Below are 19,183 nucleotides of genomic sequence, written 5' to 3' on the forward strand. Positions count from 1 at the left end.
GAAATAGAGGGGACGGCAGCAAAGGGGATGCGCGGCCAAGTCGCCGCGAATCCCAAATCGGTCGTCTGTCGATTAACTCTTATCGAGACCGTAAGCGGAATGCAAAGTGCGAACCGCCAATTCCGCATAGGGTCCATCGATCAGGATCGAAATCTTGATCTCGGAAGTGGTGATCGCCTTGATGTTGATGCCCTTGTCGGCAAGCGCACGGAAGGCCGACGCTGCAACACCGGCGTGGCTGCGCATGCCGATACCGATGACCGATACCTTGACGAGGCCGGCTTCGGACTGGACAACGTCGTAACCGATCTTGTCCTTGTTGTCGCCGAGCACCTTCAGTGCCTTGTCGACATCGCCGGAGGGAACCGTGAAGGTCATGTCGGTTTTCGAACCGTCCTCGGAGATGTTCTGGACAATCATATCGACGTTGATATGGGCTTCAGCCAGCGGGCCGAAAATCGCGGCGGAGACGCCCGGCCGGTCGGCGAGACGGCGCAGCGAAATCTGGGCTTCATCCTTGGCATAGGCAATGCCGGTTACGACTTCCTGTTCCACGATCTCATCCTCATCACAAATCAGCGTACCGGGCGGATTGAGAAGGTCACCCATGCCCGGCGCATCGGGATCTTCGAAAGACGAACGCACGAAGGTGCGGACCTTGTGCACCATGGCAAGCTCCACCGAGCGCACCTGCAGCACCTTGGCGCCGAGCGATGCCATTTCCAGCATTTCCTCGAACGCGATCTTCTTCAGACGCCGCGCCTTCGGCTCGATGCGCGGGTCGGTGGTGTAGACGCCATCGACGTCGGTGTAGATGTCGCAGCGATCAGCCTTGACGCCGGCGGCAATCGCAACGGCCGAGGTGTCGGAGCCGCCGCGGCCGAGGGTGGCGACGCGGTTGTCAGGCCCAAGTCCCTGGAAGCCGGCGATGACGGCGACCTGGCCCTCGCCCATGCGGCGGATGAGCTCGGCACCGTCGATGTCGAGAATGCGGGCAGCGCCGTGGGCGTTGTCGGTACGGATCGGGACCTGCCAGCCCTGCCACGAGCGGGCGTTGATGCCCATCGACTGCAGCGCGATGGCGAGAAGACCGGAGGTCACCTGTTCGCCGGACGCGACGATCGCGTCGTATTCGCGCGCATCGTAGAAGGGCGAGTTGGCGCCGGTTGCCTTCGGCATGTTCTGCACCCAGCCGACCAGCTCATTGGTCTTGCCGGACATCGCGGAAACGACGACGGCAACTTCGTGGCCGGCATCGACCTCGCGTTTCACATGGCGGGCAACATTGTGGATGCGTTCCAAATCAGCGACGGACGTCCCGCCGAATTTCATCACGATGCGTGCCATGTGCCTCTACCGGTACCCAAATTGCGCGCGCTTGCGCGCGTGACAGGAAAGCCCCCGCCGGCGCCCGACGGTCAAAAAGCTTGGGAGACTTCTCGCACATCGGCAGTCACCGCTTCGGGGAGCGGAAAGTCGCGGCGTCTCTTAGCGGATCAGGGGCCTGCGCGCAATGGCAGGGCGGCAGGAATAAGGCTCCATACGCACGGTGGGGAAACGTGCGCGGTCGCGGTTTGCGCCACTTGAAATTGCGGCAGCGCCGGCTAGGCTGCCAACGGACGCTTGAGGGGGCAGACATGCAAGCACATCGCATACCCGCAACCGCACGAATGATGGCCCGCTGTGCCGTCGCGCTTTCCGTGACGCTCTTGTGTTCGACACTGTCGAACGCCGCCGATTTCGACCAGGCGCGCATGGCGCCGCAAGGCGACTGGACGGTGATCGTCAGCCCCTATGTCTGGGCGGCGAGCCTCAAGGGGGACGCATCGCTTGCCGGCTTCGACACCGACGTCGACGTGCCCTTCAAAGACACGCTCGACCATCTCGACTTGGCGCTGATGGGCAACATCGAGCTGACCAACGGCCAATGGGGTGTCTATTTCGACGGCCAATACGTCCGTACCAGCCAGGATGAGGAGCTGCTCAGCCATGAGATCGGCCTCGACATCAAGATGACGACGCTGGCCTTCGGCGCGTTCTATCAGGTCTATGAGCAGGAACTCGGCGGCAACACCGTCTTCGGCAAGCCCCGGACGCTGTCGATCGAGCCGACGATCGGTCTGCGCTGGACGAAGCTCGAGGCGGACGTGTCCGTGGCCGGTTTCAACACGAGCAAGAGCGCCGACTGGACCGACCCCTTCGTCGGCCTGCGGCTCAACGCCGATCTCAGCGAGCGCTGGAACCTCGTCGCCGAGGCCGATGTCGGCGGCTTCGATGTCGGCTCAAAGCTCAGCGTCAACGCCCAGGCCTATCTCGGATACCGGACCGAAATGCTTGGCCAGCCGACAATTTTGCGCGCCGGGTACCGGTTGCTCTATCAGGATTACGAAAGCGACGACTTCACGGGCGCGAACAAGTTCCGCTGGGACGTGAACCAGCACGGCCCGGTGATCGGCTTTTCCATGTTGTTTTAGAACCTGGGCCTGCTTCAACGCTCAAGGACCGTCTGGCGGATACCCAGCATACGCTTTGCCCGCGAAGGAGAATGGTATGACGTTCATCGTAAAGCCGGCCGTCCGATCGGTCACATCCGCACTTGCCGCCCTTCTCATGCTCGGTCAGACGACGGCGGAAGCCTGCACCCGCCTCGTCTATCTCGGCCCCGATGACAATATCATCACTGCCCGATCGATGGACTGGAAGAGCGACGTCGCGACCAACCTCTGGGTCCTGCCGCGCGGCATCGAGCGCAACGGTCAGGCAGGGCCGAACTCATTCAAATGGACGGCGAAGTATGGAAGCGTCGTGGCCACCGGCTATGATGTCTCGACCACCGACGGCGTCAACGAGGCCGGCCTCAATGCCAATCTCCTGTGGCTGGTCGAATCCGAGTACCCTGACTTCAATGACAAATCGAAACCGGGCCTGACGATCGCCGCCTGGGCGCAATATGTGCTCGACAGCTTCGCCACTGTCGAGGACGCGGTGAAGGCGCTTGAGAAAGAACCGTTCACGATCGTCACCGACAACGTACCGGGTGAGAACCGGCTGACGACGCTGCACCTTTCGATCTCGGACAAGACCGGCGACAGCGCAATCGTCGAGTATATCGCCGGCAAGCAGGTGATCCATCACGGTCGCCCGTATCAGGTGATGACCAATTCGCCTGTCTTCGACCAGCAACTGGCCCTGAACGCCTACTGGAAGCAGATCGGCGGCACCGTGATGCTGCCGGGCACGAACCGCGCGGCCGATCGTTTCGCGCGCGCCTCGTTCTACGTCAACGCCATTCCGAAGGACGAGAACCCCGACCGTGCGCTGGCCAGCGTCTTCAGCGTCATTCGCAATGTCTCGGTTCCCTATGGGCTCAACACGCCGGAGGAACCGAACATTTCCTCGACCCGCTGGCGCACCGTGGTCGATCACAAGCGCAAGCTCTATTTCTTCGAGTCGGCGCTGACCCCGAACACCTTCTGGGTCGACCTGAAGAAGATCGATTTTACCAAGGAGACCGGCAAGGTGATGAAGCTCGATCTCGGCGAAAACCAGGATCACACCTATTCGGGCGACGCGACCGGCGACTTCAAGCAGGCCGAACCGTTCAAGTTCCTCGGGTTGCAGATATGAGCACACCGGCTCGGGGCCGGCGCGAAGCCATTGAAAATTGCGCGCGACGGTGTTATTGACGCTGCCGCAAGTTCAAATTCGAGAAAGGGGGGCTGCACGTGATGACATTTTTCCGGCACCACCGCCAGCGTGGCCCCGTCCAAGCCCTGCAGATGCGTTTGCAGGGCTGACCAGACATCCTTTCGCGAAGATCGCGAGCCTATTCCTGGTCTGCCCAGAGTGATGCAGTGCGGAACCGTTTCGGTTTGAACGACTGCATCGTCTTCCAATACCGAGCCGATGCGGCCCGAGCACAGCATGTCTGTGTTGCGGGCTCGACCATCCGAAACCCCGGCCTGAAGTGCCGCCCCGGATGATCCGCCGTCGCTCGTGCAGTCCAGAGAACGACCATGGCCTTGATCAATATCCGCAACCTCGGCGTCAGCCTGAGCGCACCGCTTTTCTCCAGTCTTAGCCTGTCCGTCGCATCCGGTGATCGTATCGGCATCGTCGCTGCCAACGGCCGCGGCAAGTCGACCCTGCTGAGATCAATCGCCGGCAACTTTGATCCGACCGCCGGTGAAATTACCCGCTCGCGCGGGCTGACGGTCGGTCACGTCGAGCAGAACGTGCCTGCGTCGCTTTTACCTCTCTCCTTCCACGACGCCGTTCTTTCGGCCCTCCCGGCCGACCAGGCGGAAAACGAAAGCTGGCGCGTCGATATCGTGCTCGATGCCCTCGATGTGCCGGAGGTTCTGCGGGCTCGCGCCGTGTCGGAGTTGAGCGGCGGCTGGCAGCGGCTGATGCTGCTTGCCCGCGTCTGGGTCAGCGAGCCAGACGCGCTGCTGCTGGACGAGCCGACCAACCATCTCGATCTCGCCAAGATCGGCCGGCTGGAGGCCTGGCTGAATGCGCTGCCACGCGACGTGCCGGTGCTGGTTGCCAGCCACGACCGCGCCTTCCTGGACGCAACCACCAACCGCACGCTGTTCCTGAGGCCAGAGCAATCGCCGATCTTCGCGCTCCCCTATTCGCGGGCGCGCGCCGCTCTCGATGAGGTGGACGCATCGGAGGAGCGGCGTTACCAGCGCGACATGAAGGTGGCGCAGCAACTGCGTCGGCAGGCCGCCAAGCTCAACAATATCGGCATCAACTCCGGAAGCGACCTGCTCACGATAAAAACGAAGCAACTGAAGCAGCGCGCGGAACGGCTGGAGGATGCGGCAAAGCCCGCGCATCAGGAACGTTCCGCCGGCGCGATCCGGCTCGCCAATCGAGGCACCCATGCCAAGATCCTGGTGACGCTCGACGACGTCCAGGTCGAAACGCCCGACGGCACCCCGCTTTTCCGCACCGGCAAGCGCTGGATCTGCCAGGGCGACCGCATCGTGCTGCTTGGCGAAAACGGCGCCGGCAAGACCCGGCTCGTCAACCTGATCCGCACGGCGATCGAGGAGTCCTCCCGCGCGCCGGAGACGCTGAGGGCAACACCCTCGCTGGTGCTCGGCTACAGCGACCAGGCGCTTGCCGGCCTGTCGGACGAGGAGACGCCGCTTGCCGCGCTGTCCCGCCGCTTCTCGCTCGGCGACCAGCGCGCCCGTAGCCTGCTCGTCGGTGTCGGCGTCGGCATCGACATGCAGGAAAAGGCGATCGGCCGGCTGTCGGGCGGCCAGAAGGCGCGTCTTGCCATGCTGGTGCTGCGCTTGAAGGAGCCCAATTTCTACCTGCTCGACGAACCGACCAACCACCTGGACATCGAGGGCCAGGAAGCGCTCGAAACGGAGTTGTTGAGAAACGAGACGAGCTGCCTGCTCGTCTCCCACGACCGCAGCTTCGTGCGCAATGTCGGCGACCGCTTCTGGCTGATCGAGAAGCGCCGCCTCGTCGAAGTCGAGGACCCGGAGGACTTCTTCGCCTCGGCGGCGGCAGGCGACGTCGGCTGACATAAAGCGCAATCATCGCATTTGTGACGCCCGCAACAAGCGGCGTCACAAATGCCAACATCATCAGGCGGGCGGCCGCGCAATCAGGCATGCGACTTCGCCGCTGTCAAATATCTGCGCCGACAGTGCCTCGACCAGCAAGCGGTGGCGAAGGGCCGCCGCCGCGAGCCGCGCGCCAACGTCGTCCGCCCCCGTGGACGGCTCGTCATGAAAAAGAAAAAGACGTCCCTCAGGCTTCAACAGCTGCGCCAGCGCCGCAAACTCTCGAGCGGGATCGCCCCGCGTGAACACGCCGACGCGCATGGCGAACGCCTTGTCGAAGCGACGGCCACCGAGATCGAACGAGCGAAGCTCCGCAACCCGCAAGGTCGCCCGGCCTGCAGCAACATGTTCAGCATTTCTGCGTGCTGCCGCCGCGATCATCACAGCCGAGCGATCGATGGCGACAATCTCCCCTTCGTCGAGCCGATCGCAAACCTTCGTCACGGCAATGCCATGGCCGCATCCGACTTCGAGCAGATGATCGGACGGCTGCGGCGCGATGACGCCGACCGCCCAGTCGATCCTGTTCAAGCCCATGTGGATTCCCCCCTCGCCGGCGCAGAAACTAGCACGCGGAAGAGCCATAGCGCCAACCAATCCGATGCAAAAATAAAACCACTTGCAAAACAATATCAGATTTGCCACCCTTTCCGTGACAGGCATGCCGCAACGGGAGAGATACAATGCGCAAGGTCATCATGTGGGACATGGTTAGCGTCGACGGATTCTTCGAAGCACCGGGGCACGACATCGAGTGGTTCGTCTTCGAGGACGAACTCGCCGCCTATATCGGCGAAACGCAGCTCGAGGCCGACACCCTGCTTTTCGGTCGCGTGACCTATGAAATGATGGCGGGCTACTGGCCATCTGCCGAAGGCGACATCGCGACCTTCATGAACGGCGTCGAGAAATTCGTCTTCTCGCGCACGCTGACCTCCGCCGATTGGGCCGGCACGACGCTCGTGACCGGCGATGCTGCAAGCGAAGTCGAACGACTGAAGGCGCTGGATGGCGGCACGATCTTCGTTTTCGGCAGCGCCGACTTCGCGAGCGAACTGATCGAGAAGGGCCTCGTCGACGAATACCGCCTCGGCATCAATCCGGTGCTTCTCGGCGAGGGTGTGCCGCTGTTCAAACCAGGGCTGAAGCGGACGAAACTCAAACTGACCCACACACGCCCTCTGACATCCGGCGTGGTTATCCTGCACTACCAGCCAGAAGCGGACGCGTAGCAGGACGGGCGCCACGCACGCGTGTGCGCCGATCTGGCCCAGCGCCGCCTCTTGACTTCCTTGTCCGATCGTCCGACTTCACTGCTGCACAAGTCCCTAAATCGGGATCGATTTAAGGATAGAATTGTGCAGCACTTTAAAGTGCTACAGCGTCCTTAGCGCGCCTTGAAAGACGCGCGGCGCTGTCGGGACGATGCAAGGAGACGGCGACATGAGCGAGACCGCACGCACGACGATTGACCAGAGCGAGGTTGACCGCTTTTCCGCCATGGCCGCGGAGTGGTGGGATCCGACCGGCAAGTTCCGGCCACTGCACAAGTTCAATCCCGTTCGCCTCGCCTATATCCGCGACAAGGTGGCCGAGCATTTCGGCCGTGATCCAAGGAGCCCGCAGCCGCTCAAAGGTCTGCGGCTGCTCGATATCGGTTGCGGCGGCGGCCTCCTGTCGGAGCCGATGGCACGCATGGGCGCCGATGTTCTCGGCGCCGACGCCTCCGAAAAGAACATCGGCATCGCCAAGACGCACGCGGCCGGAAGCGGTGTGGCGGTCGACTATCGCGCCGTGACCGCCGAAGCCCTTGCCGAAGCCGGCGAGAGCTTCGACATCGTGCTCAACATGGAAGTGGTCGAGCATGTCGCCGATGTCGATTTCTTCATGACCACCTGCGCCCATATGGTTCGCCCCGGCGGTCTGATGTTCGTCGCCACCATCAACCGCACCATGAAGGCAGCGGCGCTTGCCATCTTCGCAGCCGAGAACGTCTTGCGCTGGCTGCCGCGCGGTACGCACCAGTATGAAAAACTGGTGCGCCCGGAGGAACTGGAAAAGCCGCTCGTGGCCAACGGCCTCGAAGTGACCGAGCGGACCGGCGTCTTCTTCAATCCGCTTTCCAATCAGTGGAACCTGTCCAAGGACATGGACGTCAACTACATGATCGTCGCCAAGCGGCCGCTATGAGCAGCTGTCGGCGGCCTCAGCCAGCCTGCCGACGCTCCTGCCACTCGCGCTTCAGCAGCGCATAGACGTATTCGTCGCCCCAGACATCGTTGAAACGGTCGTTCTCGATCAGATGCGCTTCGCGGCGCATGCCGAGACGCTCGACGACGCCGACGGACCCCTTGTTGAGGGCATCAAGCCGGGCAAAGATCCGGTGAAACTTCAGCGTCGAAAAGCCGAGATCAAGCAACGCCCGCATCGCTTCCGTAGCGTAGCCCTTGCCGGCAAAGTCGGGATTGAAGATGTAGCCGGTCTCCGCCTGTTCCGCCGCACTGCTTGCGAGCTTCAGCAGGACTTCGCCGATCAGTACACCATCCTCGCGGCGCTCGACGGCAAACACCGCGACGTCCCCATCGTCAACGAGCTTTGGCGCCGAAGCCTTGGCGAATTTTGTCCGCGCTGCCGTTTCGTCGAGCGGGTCCTGATAGAGATAATGGTAGACCTCCGGCAGGCGGTGATAGGCAAAGAATGCCGGAAAATCGCCAGGCGCGAAGGGCCGGATAACGAGGCGATCAGTGGAAATGTGAACATCGGACAATGCCATTGGCTGGAAAACTCCCATTGCAAAGCTGCGAGATGGGAGCCAAGGCATTGTATTTAAAGGGCGGGAACCAAAGTTTAGACGGCAGATGCGAAAGTGCCCCGCGTCAGTTGACCTCGTCGGGCAAGATCGGCAGCGGCGCGACCGCGATCCCTTCTTCGAGCAACGCCACGGCCTCTTCCGCCGTCGCCTTGCCGATCAGCCCGCGCTCTTCCGCCTCGCCGTAGTGGATCTTGCGGGCTTCCTCGGGAAAGCGCTCGCCGACATCCTCGGCGTTCTCGCGTACGGACTTCACCAGCTCGCGGATCTTGGCGACCGTTTCCTTCTGCGCCTGGTCCATGATCACCGCCCGCGTCGCCTCCTTCTTGCGCGCGGTCGCAACCGAGGGCGCCATCAGTTGCTTGGCAACGGAGGTCGAGTTGCAGCTCGGACAGGAGACCAGTTTGCGCTCGACCTGGCGGTCGAAATCGTCACTCGACGAGAACCAGCCCTCGAAATCGTGGCCGTTGTCGCAGGAAAGGGTGTAGCGGATCAAGCGGCAACGCCTCCCTTCCCGGTCGGCGCCACTTCATCGAGCACGAAGCTACGGGCATTCTTCAAGTTCGGTATCTTGGCGCGCGCCGCGTGCACGGCCGCGACATCGATGTCGGCAAGCACAACCGCCTCGCCCGTAGGGCCAGCCGAAGCGAGCACGCGCCCCCAGGGATCGACGATCATAGAATGGCCGAACGTCTCACGCCCATCCTCATGCGTGCCCCCTTGCGCGGCGGCAATGACGAAGAGGCCGTTCTCGATCGCGCGGGCGCGAAGCAGGATTTCCCAGTGCGCCTCGCCCGTCTGCCGCGTGAAGGCGGCGGGCACCGACATGACCTCGGCGCCGGCAACGGCCTGTTGCCGGAAAAGCTCCGGGAAGCGCACGTCGTAGCAAATGGAAAAGCCAAGTTTGCCGAAGTCGAGTTCGGCCAGGCGCGCAATGCTGCCCGGCTGATAGGCGGCACTTTCCCGCCAGCTCTCGCCGTTCTCGAGATCGACGTCGAACATATGGATCTTGTCATAGTCACAGATCTTTTGGCCATTCGGGCCAAACAGCAGGCCGCGATTGGCGATCTTACCGTCGGCAAGCGCGATCGGCGTCGAGCCGACATGGAGGTAGACGCCAAGTTCGCCGGCAAGCTGAGCTGCCGACGCGGCAATAAGATCGTTGGCCTCGTCCTTCAGGATCGCGCGCAGAGCCGCCCGGTCCCGCTGCAGCGCCCCGGTCATTTCCGGAGTCTGGATATAGGTCGCGCCGTGGGCTGCCGCTTCGCGCGCGAGCCGCACCATCGTCTCCGCATTCTTGCGCGGATCGACGCCGGAACACATCTGAATGGCTGCGGCCTTGAAAGTCATTACGTCCAACTCCTAAGCGCTCACCGCTGATAAACGGGACGTCGCCTCATGCAAGGGTACGGTGCCTCAGGCAGCCAGCATCGCGTCGAGTTTGCCGGCGCGTTCCAGCGCGTGCAGGTCGTCGCAGCCACCGACATGAATGTCATTGATGAAGATCTGCGGGAACGTCGTCCCGCCGTGCGACTTGTCGATCATCACCTGCCGAACGTTCGGATCATAGGTGGCATCGTGCTCGAGGAAGGAAACGCCCTTGGTTTCCAGGAGTTTCTTTGCGGCCGAGCAATAGCCGCAGAACTGACGCGTATAAATGACCACCGAAGCCATGATCCTGAACCGCTCCTTTGCCGGCGACCGTGCCGGACATCTGATTGTCATATAAGACCGGATACGGCTCTTGCAAAGGTCAAAACCGTGACCGACCCGGCCCCCGCCCGCTTCAGCGCACGGGTCGCTGCGGCAACGGTTGCGCCGGTCGTATATACATCGTCGACGAGAACCACGCTTTTCCCACTGAGACCCGCCCTGCCGCTTTCCGAGACGGCGAAGGCGCCGCGGACGTTCTCCTCGCGGGCGCGCAACCCCAGGCGAACCTGCGGGCTCGTGCGCCGGACGCGCTTCAAGATGTCGGGCTGATACGGACGACCGGAGAGCTGCGCAATGGCTCGCGCCAACTCCGCCGACTGGTTGAACCGCCGCTTCCACAGCCGGAAGGCGTGCAGCGGCACGGGGATGATCGCGTCGGCGGAAGCGACGGCACCGTCGCTCGCCCGGATCATCCATGTCGCCATCATCGGCGCGAGATCCGTGCGGTCGCGATATTTCAGCCCGTGGACCAGATCGCGGGCAACACCTTCATGGATCGCCACCGACCTTAACCGATCGAATGCAGGCGGGTTGGCGATCGCCTCCGGTGACACCGCTCCGGCGCCGTGATCGACCGAAAACGGCATGCCGAGAATATCGCAATAGGGCCGTTCGATCAGCGGCAGTGTCGCCCAGCAGGAGGCGCAGACCGCGCGATGATCGCCGACCAGCCGGCCGCAACCGCAACAGACAGGCGGAAAGACGAGATCGACGAGCCCCAGTCCGAATCGTTTCAGCATGCCCGCGCGCCACGCCTGCGGAATACGCAACCTCTCCCATGCCATGCGGTTGACTTTGTGCCTCCGAAGGTCTCTTTGCTGCCCATCGCGGAGAGACTATCGTGGAAAAAATCTTTGACCAGAGCCTCGTCGAGGCGCACCGGGCAAGGGCGCTCAGAAACGCCGATCCGAAGGCCGGTTTCCTTCTCGACATCGTTGCCGAAGAGCTCGCCGAGCGTGTCGGCGTGGTCGAGCGTCATTTTGATCGCGCACTCGAACTGCACGGCTATACCGGAGAAACGGCCCGCCAACTGATGGCGACCGGCAAGATCGACGCCATCGAGCGCGTCGAGACCGACGCCCGCTTCAGCTCGACCGAGGCGCCGGTGACGATCGCCTCGCTCGAGGAAGTTCCGGTCGAACCGGAAAGCGTCAACCTGATCGTCTCGCCGCTGTCCCTGCATCTGACCAACGATACACCGGGCGCCTTCATCCAGGTGCGGCGGGCGCTAAAGCCCGATGGGTTGTTCCTCGCCGCCATCCCGGGCAGCGGCACGCTGCAGGAGCTGCGCGAAGCGCTTCTGGCTGCAGAGGCCGAGCTGACCGGCGGCGCCAGCCCGCGCGTCATTCCCTTCGCCGATGTCCGTGACGTCGGCGCTCTGCTCCAACGCGCCGGCTTCGCACTGCCGGTCACCGACACTGAAACCTACACGGTGCGCTACGATTCGCTGTTCGCGCTGATCCGCGACCTGCGCGCCATGGGTATGACCAGCCCGCTTTCGGCGCGCAGCCGCACGCCCGTTTCCAGGCGGTTCTTCCTCAGGGCTGCGGAAATTTACGCGGAGCGCTTCTCCGATCCGGACGGCCGCGTTCGCGCTACCTTCTCCATCATCTATCTGTCCGGCTGGGCGCCGCACGAAAGCCAGCAGAAGCCGCTGAAGCCGGGTTCAGCAAAGCAACGGCTTTCGGTAGCGCTTGGCACGAAGGAGCAGCCGCTCTAAGGCGGCATCCACCCCAGATCCGGTTTTAGTGCTTATGCGCTCGGGAACGCTGCGGCGAGCGAGTCGTAGACGTAGGTCAGGGCGTTGCCGATCTGGTTGGCCCCGAAGATTAAGCTGAGGGAGACGAGGGCGGCGATCAGCGCATACTCGATGGCGATGCCGCCGTCCGTGCCACCAAACAAGCGTCTAAGCGTTTCCATGCGTCCCCAGCCAGATTTGTGTTCAATCCGAATCGGACGCCAGCGCCAAACGGGCCGATGGCGTTCGCCTCAGCAGCCGCTCTTGCGGCCGTCGGCATCGATAATGCAAACCGCTCCGGGCATTTCCTGAAGGACGCTGCGCCGAACCGTGTAGCGCTTGGTGGTCCCCTTCGAAGGGATGGAGCCGGTGGAAATGTTGTCGTAATCGACGGGCGTGTTCGCCATGATGCGCTTGTCGGTCTTGGATGACAGCATGGGCGTCAGGATCAGCGTCAGCGCGATCACCGCCGTTCCGAACAACAGCGACAGATTGAGCACACCTGTCCGGCGGGACTGATTATTCATCAGATCCTTTTCCTGAACCGTGTTCCAGAAATCGTCGTCCACCATCCCAGCCTCACAAACGCGCAAAATACGGCGAACGCAAGCGCCCTTCCCAAGCTTGGTTCCACCGCACTGCCTGAAATCGATACGCCGTTGCCAACGATACGTACCAAAACTGAATTGGAGCTATCTTTGCGCCAGGGAGATAAACGATCGATTAATAATCAATCAGATTTCGGGTAGGTTCAGAGCAAATCCATAAGAAACGGGATAAGCGGTTCGTCTGCCGGCGGCATCGGAAAATCGCGCAGGGCCTTTGGCCGGACCCACTTGATCGCCTGGCCTTCCCGCCCGATCGCAACCCCTTCATAGCGGCGGCAGACATAGAGCGGCATCAGCAGATGGAAGTCGTCATAGGTGTGGCTGGCGAAGGTGAGCGGCGCCAGGCATGCGACCTTGGTGCGGATGCCGAGTTCTTCCTCAAGCTCGCGGATCAGGGTTTCCTCCGGCGTCTCGCCGGCTTCAACCTTGCCGCCCGGAAACTCCCATAGGCCGGCAAGCGATTTTCCTTCCGGCCGCTGCGCGAGCAGGATGCGACCATCGGAATCGACAAGCGCGCAGGCCGCGACAAGCACGATCTTCTTTCCGTTGGCATCCATGGCCTCAAGCTCCCGGCGTTCGATAGATGTAGCTGTAAACCTCGGAGAAACCGGCGCCGCGATAAAGCGCCATAGCCGCGCTGTTATCCGCTTCCACCTGCAGCCAGGCCTTCTTGGCTCCGCGCAGACGCGCCCAGCGCAGGCAGACGTCGAGCATCGCCTTGCCGACGCCCCGGCCACGGACCCGCTCGTCCACGGCAAACTGCATGATGCCGGCAAGATCGTTGTCCTGGACGACGAGCGCCACGGCCGTCGGCCCCATCTCGGCATCCTCGAACAGGAAGAGGCCACTCTCCGGCTTGATCGCGTTGATGATTTCGGCCAGCGCCGCCTTGCGCTTCGGATCGCTCTTCGCAATCCCGATGCACGCATCGACGAACCGGCCGACATCCTTGATCGGCAGATGATCGATGCCGTCACCGAACTCGCGCTCGACCAGGTCGACGCTCATGACCAGGCTGCGGCTGAACGCATTCCAGCCCTCGGCATCCATATGGGCGACAAGCTGCGGCGGCGTCAGCGGCGTCTGGCGCACAGTCAGCGGCCGGCCGTAGTCGGCAAAGCGCCGGGCAGCCTTTTCGAGACGGACCGGGATGTCGCGATAGTCGGACGGATCAAGCGGATTGACGGAATTCAGCCGCTTGGAATCATGGCCTGCATTGAGCCGGATCAGCCAGCTGCCATCATATTGCACGGACGCTGCCGGCCAGGCGCGGAAACCCACGGCCTCGAGACGGCGCACGTTTGGAAGATCCACCATTGCCACTTCCCCAGCTTCGGCCTGTGCCTTGCCCGCCACGGGCCGAATATCATTCGATGTCATCTTGCTACCTCTACGGCCTGGCGCGCTAGGCCGCTCACCATCACATAACCGGCGCCTCAGCTCCGGTAATCGCCGTTGATCTCGACATATTCCTTCGTCAGGTCGCAGGTATAGACAGTGGCCCGACCGGAACCGAGGCCGATTTCGACGCGGATCGTGATGTCCTCTTCCTTCATCACGGCCGTGGCCGCAGCTTCAGAATAGGTGGGATCGCGCTCCCCCTCGACGGCGACGCGCACGTCGCCGAACCAGATCGCCAGCCGGTCGCGCTCGGCCATTTCTCCGGACTTGCCGACGGCCATGACCACGCGGCCCCAGTTGGCGTCTTCACCGGCGACCGCCGTCTTGACGAGCGGCGAATTGGCGATCGAAAGCGCGATGCGCTTGGCGGCCGCATCATTCTCGGCGCCTTCGACAGTCACCTCGACCATCTTGCGAGCGCCTTCGCCGTCGCGCACGACCTGGAGCGCGAGATCGCGCAAAAGGTCGTTCAGTGCGGCGCGGAAGGCATTAAGACGCGGGTCGGTCGCATCGGAGATTGCCGGCTGGCCGTCGGCCGATGCCGCGCCCGTAGCGAACAGCATCAGCGTATCGGACGTCGAAGTGTCGCTGTCGACCGTGACCGAGTTGAAGGTCGGGCCGACGCCGGCCGAAAGCAGGGCCTGCAGCGCCGAAGGCGCAATGTCGGCATCTGTGACCACGAAGGAGAGCATCGTCGCCATGTCGGGCGCGATCATGCCGGCGCCCTTGGAGATGCCGTTGATCGTCACCTTGACGCCGTCGATTTCGGCGCTGCGTGTCGCTACCTTCGGATAGGTATCCGTCGTCATGATCGCCTTGGCGGCTTCGAACCAGAAGTCCTCCTTGCCGGCAACAGCCAGATCGTCGAGCACGCCGGCAAACTTGGTCGCGTCCAAAGGCTCGCCGATGACGCCGGTCGACGCCAGGAAGACTTCGCTCTCCGCGCAGCCGACAGCCTTTGCCGCCGACTTTGCCGTCAGTTCCGTCGCCTCGCGGCCCTTCTTGCCGGTGAAGGCATTGGCGTTGCCGGAGTTGACGACGACAGCGCGCGCAACACCGCCGGCAAGGTTCTTGCGGCAGAAATCGACAGGGGCCGAAGGGCACTTGGAACGGGTGAAGACACCGGCCACGACGGCCGGCCGGTCGAACACCATCATCAGCACGTCGGTGCGGTTCTTGTACTTGATGCCGGCGGCTGCGGTCGCCATGCGGACGCCGCGCACGGAGGGCATTTCGGCAAAGGTTTTCGGAGCGAGCGGAGAAACGGAGCCGGACATGGGAAACCTGCTGTGACGTGTTGGAGCCAAAGCACTTCCAAAAGAGCCTGGCGGCCTTCAGGAAATGCCTAAGAACAAGGATCCGGAGCGGTCTACAACCGAAACGGCTCCAGATCCATCTTGCGACAAATGCCCGAACGGTTTTCACCGCCGGGCATCGACAAAAAGCGGTGACGACAGGCCCCGCCAGTGGCAGGGCCCGCCGATCGAATTACTTGGCTTGTTGCGCTTCCTGCGCCTTGTTGGCCTCGTCATAGGCCTGCTTCAGCGCCGGGTCGGAAATTTCGACGCCTGCATCCTTCTTGGCGGCGGCAAGCAGCTCGACATACTTGTCACGCATGACAAGCTGACGAACCTGCTGCTCGACCTGCTCGAGCGGCGGCGGGGCCTGCGGGCGCTTGTCTTCGACCAGGATTACGTGGAAGCCGAACTGCGTCTTGACCGGGGTCTTGGTGTAGGCGCCCTTCTCGAGAGCGAAGGCAGCCGTTTCGAATTCCGGCACCATGCGGCCCTTGGTGAAGTAACCGAGGTCGCCGCCGTCGTTCTTGTTCGGATCGGTGGACTTCGCCTTGGCAAGCTCGACGAAGCTCTTGCCAGCGTCGAGTTCCTTGATGATTTCCTTGGCTTCGTCTTCCGTCTTGACCAGGATATGGCGGGCCTTCACTTCATCCTGAACCGGAATGGCCGCGACTTCCTTGTCGTAGCGTGCCTTCACCTCTTCCTTGGTGATGGCGTCGACGACATGCTTCTTGAAGTAGGCGTTGTGAAGTTCGCGCTCGGTGAGGTACGCGACGCGCTGCTTGAAAGTGGCGTCGTCCTGCAGGCCTTCCTTCTCGGCCGTGGCGGAAAGAAGCTTAACGTCGATGATCGCCGACAGTGCTGCGGCGCGCTTCTGTTCTTCCGGCATCTGCTGCAGCTGCGGGTCGAGACCACCCAGAGCAAGATTGAGTTCGGACTGACGCACGTCCTCGCCGCCAACCTTGGCGACCACCGGATCGGCGTCTTCCGCCCGCGCGCCACCATGTACGGCCATCGCCGCAACCAGTGCCACGGCGGCCAGGGTTTTCAACTTGGTCATGCTCACTAACCTTTCACATTGGCCTTCGGCGCAATTGCCTGCAGCTTGTAGCGGCTGCACAACACCAGAATGTGGCGGTTCTGTAGCCGTCCGGCAGTGCAATTGCGTTGACATAATTCGACCCCCCTCTTATCTGTCACGCAACCTCGCGTCCAGAACAGTTTCCGGGCGTTTCACGGCATTGCGCGGTTTTCGCGGCGCGGCCATGAGACCCAAGGCAACAAAAATGAAAGGACCATTCGTATGGTCAGTCTCGGCGGCCTAGCCCGCAAGTTGTTTGGCTCCTCCAACGATCGCCGCGTGCGTGGCTACAAGGCACGGGTGGACGCCATCAACGCACTTGAAGCCGACATGAAGGCTTTGTCGGATGAGGCGCTCGCCGGCAAGACGGTGGAATTCCGCAAGCAGCTGGAAGAAGGCAAGACGCTCGACGACCTTCTGGTTCCGGCCTTTGCGGTCGCCCGCGAGGCCGCCCGCCGCGTGCTCGGCCTGCGCCCGTTCGACGTCCAGCTCATCGGCGGCATGATCCTGCACGAACGCGCCATCGCCGAAATGAAGACCGGTGAAGGCAAGACCCTCGTCGCGACGCTTCCGGTCTACCTCAACGCGCTTGCGAGCAAGGGCGTGCACGTCGTTACCGTCAACGACTACCTCGCCCAGCGCGACGCCGGCACCATGGACCGCATCTATAGCTTCCTCGGCATGACCACGGGCGTCATCGTCCACGGCCTGACCGACGAGCAGCGCAAAGCCGCCTATGCCTGCGACATCACTTATGCCACCAACAACGAGCTCGGCTTCGACTATCTGCGCGACAACATGAAGTACGAGCGCGGACAGATGGTCCAGCGCGGCCACTTCTTCGCCATCGTCGACGAAGTGGACTCGATCCTCGTCGACGAAGCGCGCACGCCGCTGATCATCTCCGGCCCGCTCGACGACCGCTCGGATCTCTACAACACAATCAACGAATTCATTCCGCTGCTTTCGGCTGAGGACTACGAGATCGACGAGAAGCAGCGCTCGGCCAACTTCTCCGAAGAAGGCACCGAGAAGCTCGAAAACCTGCTGCGCGAGGCGGGCCTGCTCAAGGGTGAATCGCTCTACGACATCGAAAACGTCGCGATCGTCCACCACGTCAACAATGCGCTCAAGGCCCACAAGCTGTTCCAGCGCGACAAGGACTACATCGTTCGCAACGGCGAGATCGTCATCATCGACGAATTCACCGGCCGCATGATGCCGGGCCGCCGTTATTCGGAAGGCCAGCACCAGGCGCTCGAAGCCAAGGAAAAGGTGCAGATCCAGCCAGAGAACCAGACGCTCGCATCGATCACCTTCCAGAACTACTTCCGCATGTACTCCAAGCTCGGCGGCATGACCGGTACGGCCTCCACCGAAGCGGAAGAATTCGGCAACATCTACGGCCTGGAAGTCGTTGAAGTTCCGACCAATCTGCCGATCAAGCGTATCGACGAGGATGACGAGGTCTACCGTACGCAGGGCGAAAAGCTGAACGCCATCATCGACGAGATCAAGTCGGCACACGAGCGCGGCCAGCCGATGCTGGTCGGCACGACGTCGATCGAAAAGTCCGAGCAGTTGGCCGACCTTCTAAAGAAGTCCGGCTTTGCCAACTTCCAGGTTCTCAACGCCCGCTACCACGAGCAGGAAGCCTTCATCGTCGCCCAGGCCGGCGTGCCCGGCGCCGTCACGATCGCCACCAACATGGCCGGTCGCGGCACCGACATCCAGCTCGGCGGCAACGTCGACATGCGCATCCAGCAGGAGCTCTCGGAAGTCGAGCCCGGCCCCGAGCGCGAACAGCGCGAACAGGCGATCCGCGCCGAAGTGCAGCAGCTGAAGGAAAAAGCGCTGGCCGCCGGCGGGCTTTACGTTCTCGCTACCGAGCGCCACGAAAGCCGCCGCATCGACAACCAGCTTCGCGGCCGTTCCGGCCGTCAGGGCGACCCGGGTCGATCGAAGTTCTACCTGTCGCTCCAGGACGACCTGATGCGCATCTTCGGCTCCGACCGCATGGACGGTATGCTGCAGAAGCTGGGCCTCAAGGAAGGTGAGTCGATCATCCATCCGTGGATCAACAAGGCTCTCGAACGCGCCCAGAAGAAGGTTGAAGCCCGCAACTTCGACATCCGCAAGAACCTTCTGAAGTACGACGACGTTCTCAACGATCAGCGCAAGGTGATCTTCGAGCAGCGCATCGAGCTGATGGATGCCGAAAGCGTCACCGAAACCGTGACCGACATGCGCACCGAAGTCGTCGAAGACATGGTCAGCAAGCGCATTCCCGAGAAGGCCTATGCCGAGCAGTGGGACGTCGCCGGTCTCAAGGCCGACGTGCAGCAATACCTCAATCTCGACCTGCCGATCACCGAATGGGCTGCCGAGGAAGGCATCGACGAAGCCGATATTCTCGAGCGCGTCATGACCGCTGCCGAAAAGGAAGCCGCCGACCGTGCCGAACGCTTCGGTCCGGAGATCATGCAGTATGTCGAACGCTCGGTCGTGCTGCAGACACTCGACCATCTGTGGCGCGAGCACATCGTCAACCTCGATCACCTGCGCTCGGTCATCGGCTTCCGCGGCTACGCCCAGCGCGATCCGCTGCAGGAATACAAGTCCGAAGCCTTCGAGCTGTTCCAGGCCCTGCTCGGCAACCTGCGCCAGGCCGTGACCGCACAGCTCATGCGCGTCGAGCTGGTGCGCGAAGCAGCCGAAGCGCCGCAGCCGGCTCCGCCTGTCATGCATGGCCACCATATCGATCCGCTCACCGGCGAGGACGATTTCGGCGACGGCACGCTGCTGGCCGCCCCGCCAGTGCAGCGAGACGCAACCAACCCATTGTCCTGGGGCAAGGTCTCGCGTAACGAGCTCTGCCCCTGCGGTTCGGGCAAGAAGTACAAACACTGCCACGGCATCTACGAGGCATAAGCCAGCCGCGGAATGC

20 protein-coding genes are annotated in these 19,183 nt (G+C 62.5%); 7 read left to right on the plus strand and 13 right to left on the minus strand.

Translation table 11 applies throughout. The annotated features are described in order from the left end of the window. Positions 1-72 precede the first annotated feature (72 nt). Positions 73-1,347, minus strand: coding sequence for an aspartate kinase (locus tag BLU15_RS27940; RefSeq protein WP_034797696.1), 1,275 nt, complete (start codon positions 1,345-1,347; stop codon positions 73-75). A 326-nt stretch (positions 1,348-1,673) separates the two neighbouring features. On the opposite strand from BLU15_RS27940, the gene BLU15_RS27945 reads away from it, so the two are divergent. The 3 genes from BLU15_RS27945 (at position 1,674) to BLU15_RS27955 (ending at position 5,549) form a co-directional block, all read left to right on the plus strand. After that, positions 1,674-2,474, plus strand: coding sequence for a hypothetical protein (locus tag BLU15_RS27945; RefSeq protein WP_060584467.1), 801 nt, complete (start codon positions 1,674-1,676; stop codon positions 2,472-2,474). A 136-nt stretch (positions 2,475-2,610) separates the two neighbouring features. Further along, entirely contained in the window at positions 2,611-3,627 is a 1,017-nt protein-coding gene (locus BLU15_RS27950) for a linear amide C-N hydrolase (protein WP_371590114.1), read from the plus strand. 389 nt (positions 3,628-4,016) lie between these two features. Next, the gene (locus BLU15_RS27955; RefSeq protein ID WP_090299860.1) at positions 4,017-5,549 is read left to right on the plus strand and encodes an ABC-F family ATP-binding cassette domain-containing protein; all 1,533 of its coding nucleotides are present in this window, start codon (positions 4,017-4,019) and stop codon (positions 5,547-5,549) included. A gap of 63 nt (positions 5,550-5,612) precedes the next feature. Here the strand turns inward: BLU15_RS27955 and BLU15_RS27960 are convergent, their stop codons facing one another. After that, entirely contained in the window at positions 5,613-6,254 is a 642-nt protein-coding gene (locus tag BLU15_RS27960; protein ID WP_090299862.1) for an SAM-dependent methyltransferase, read from the minus strand. Positions 6,255-6,274: 20 nt separating this feature from the next. On the opposite strand from BLU15_RS27960, the gene BLU15_RS27965 reads away from it, so the two are divergent. Together BLU15_RS27965 and ubiG are read left to right on the plus strand one after the other, a co-directional pair. Further along, the gene (locus tag BLU15_RS27965; protein ID WP_060518369.1) at positions 6,275-6,823 is read left to right on the plus strand and encodes a dihydrofolate reductase family protein; all 549 of its coding nucleotides are present in this window, start codon (positions 6,275-6,277) and stop codon (positions 6,821-6,823) included. Between the two features lie 211 nt (positions 6,824-7,034). Then, on the plus strand, positions 7,035-7,781 hold the full coding sequence (gene ubiG, locus BLU15_RS27970) for a bifunctional 2-polyprenyl-6-hydroxyphenol methylase/3-demethylubiquinol 3-O-methyltransferase UbiG (RefSeq protein ID WP_090299864.1): 747 nt from the start codon (positions 7,035-7,037) through the stop codon (positions 7,779-7,781). A 16-nt stretch (positions 7,782-7,797) separates the two neighbouring features. On the opposite strand, the gene BLU15_RS27975 is transcribed toward ubiG, so the two are convergent. The 5 genes from BLU15_RS27975 to BLU15_RS27995 all read right to left on the minus strand — a co-directional run bounded on the left by BLU15_RS27975 (position 7,798) and on the right by BLU15_RS27995 (position 10,853). Continuing rightward, entirely contained in the window at positions 7,798-8,364 is a 567-nt protein-coding gene (locus BLU15_RS27975; protein WP_034797714.1) for a GNAT family N-acetyltransferase, read from the minus strand. Positions 8,365-8,467: 103 nt separating this feature from the next. Further along, on the minus strand, positions 8,468-8,896 hold the full coding sequence (locus BLU15_RS27980; protein WP_034797716.1) for a DUF1178 family protein: 429 nt from the start codon (positions 8,894-8,896) through the stop codon (positions 8,468-8,470). Then, positions 8,893-9,750: a carbon-nitrogen hydrolase family protein gene (locus BLU15_RS27985; protein WP_090299866.1), complete on the minus strand. Its 858-nt coding sequence runs from the start codon at positions 9,748-9,750 to the stop codon at positions 8,893-8,895. The genes BLU15_RS27980 and BLU15_RS27985 overlap by 4 nt, the downstream gene beginning before the upstream one ends. A gap of 66 nt (positions 9,751-9,816) precedes the next feature. Next, positions 9,817-10,074, minus strand: a complete 258-nt coding sequence (grxC, locus tag BLU15_RS27990; RefSeq protein WP_034797718.1) for a glutaredoxin 3 — start codon at positions 10,072-10,074, stop codon at positions 9,817-9,819. Between the two features lie 47 nt (positions 10,075-10,121). After that, a complete protein-coding gene (locus BLU15_RS27995) occupies positions 10,122-10,853 on the minus strand; it encodes a ComF family protein (protein WP_234824480.1) in 732 nt (243 codons plus the stop codon). Positions 10,854-10,954: 101 nt separating this feature from the next. On the opposite strand from BLU15_RS27995, the gene BLU15_RS28000 reads away from it, so the two are divergent. After that, entirely contained in the window at positions 10,955-11,833 is an 879-nt protein-coding gene (locus BLU15_RS28000; RefSeq protein ID WP_090299873.1) for a methyltransferase domain-containing protein, read from the plus strand. Positions 11,834-11,865: 32 nt separating this feature from the next. Here BLU15_RS28000 and BLU15_RS28005 read toward each other — a convergent pair whose 3' ends face one another. From BLU15_RS28005 to BLU15_RS28030, 6 genes are all read right to left on the minus strand, one after another. After that, complete coding sequence (locus BLU15_RS28005; RefSeq protein WP_082566310.1) at positions 11,866-12,033, minus strand: Flp family type IVb pilin; 168 nt, start codon at positions 12,031-12,033, stop codon at positions 11,866-11,868. A gap of 69 nt (positions 12,034-12,102) precedes the next feature. Next, positions 12,103-12,423: a hypothetical protein gene (locus tag BLU15_RS28010; protein ID WP_034797725.1), complete on the minus strand. Its 321-nt coding sequence runs from the start codon at positions 12,421-12,423 to the stop codon at positions 12,103-12,105. Positions 12,424-12,602: 179 nt separating this feature from the next. After that, positions 12,603-13,016, minus strand: a complete 414-nt coding sequence (gene mutT / locus BLU15_RS28015) for an 8-oxo-dGTP diphosphatase MutT (protein WP_060518377.1) — start codon at positions 13,014-13,016, stop codon at positions 12,603-12,605. A 4-nt stretch (positions 13,017-13,020) separates the two neighbouring features. Beyond that, positions 13,021-13,839 (minus strand): GNAT family N-acetyltransferase, encoded by an 819-nt coding sequence (locus BLU15_RS28020; protein ID WP_060518378.1) that lies wholly within the window; start codon positions 13,837-13,839, stop codon positions 13,021-13,023. Positions 13,840-13,895: 56 nt separating this feature from the next. After that, positions 13,896-15,137 carry a bifunctional glutamate N-acetyltransferase/amino-acid acetyltransferase ArgJ gene (gene argJ / locus BLU15_RS28025; protein WP_060518380.1) on the minus strand — a complete coding sequence of 414 codons (1,242 nt, stop codon included), beginning with the start codon at positions 15,135-15,137 and terminating at the stop codon, positions 13,896-13,898. 211 nt (positions 15,138-15,348) lie between these two features. Beyond that, complete coding sequence (locus BLU15_RS28030) at positions 15,349-16,215, minus strand: peptidylprolyl isomerase (RefSeq protein ID WP_034797733.1); 867 nt, start codon at positions 16,213-16,215, stop codon at positions 15,349-15,351. A 243-nt stretch (positions 16,216-16,458) separates the two neighbouring features. Here BLU15_RS28030 and secA point away from each other — a divergent pair, with 243 nt between their 5' ends. Further along, the gene (secA, locus tag BLU15_RS28035) at positions 16,459-19,167 is read left to right on the plus strand and encodes a preprotein translocase subunit SecA (protein WP_060518382.1); all 2,709 of its coding nucleotides are present in this window, start codon (positions 16,459-16,461) and stop codon (positions 19,165-19,167) included. Positions 19,168-19,183 lie beyond the last annotated feature (16 nt).

Source organism: Ensifer sp. YR511 (genome assembly GCF_900103045.1).
Lineage (GTDB): Bacteria > Pseudomonadota > Alphaproteobacteria > Rhizobiales > Rhizobiaceae > Ensifer > Ensifer adhaerens.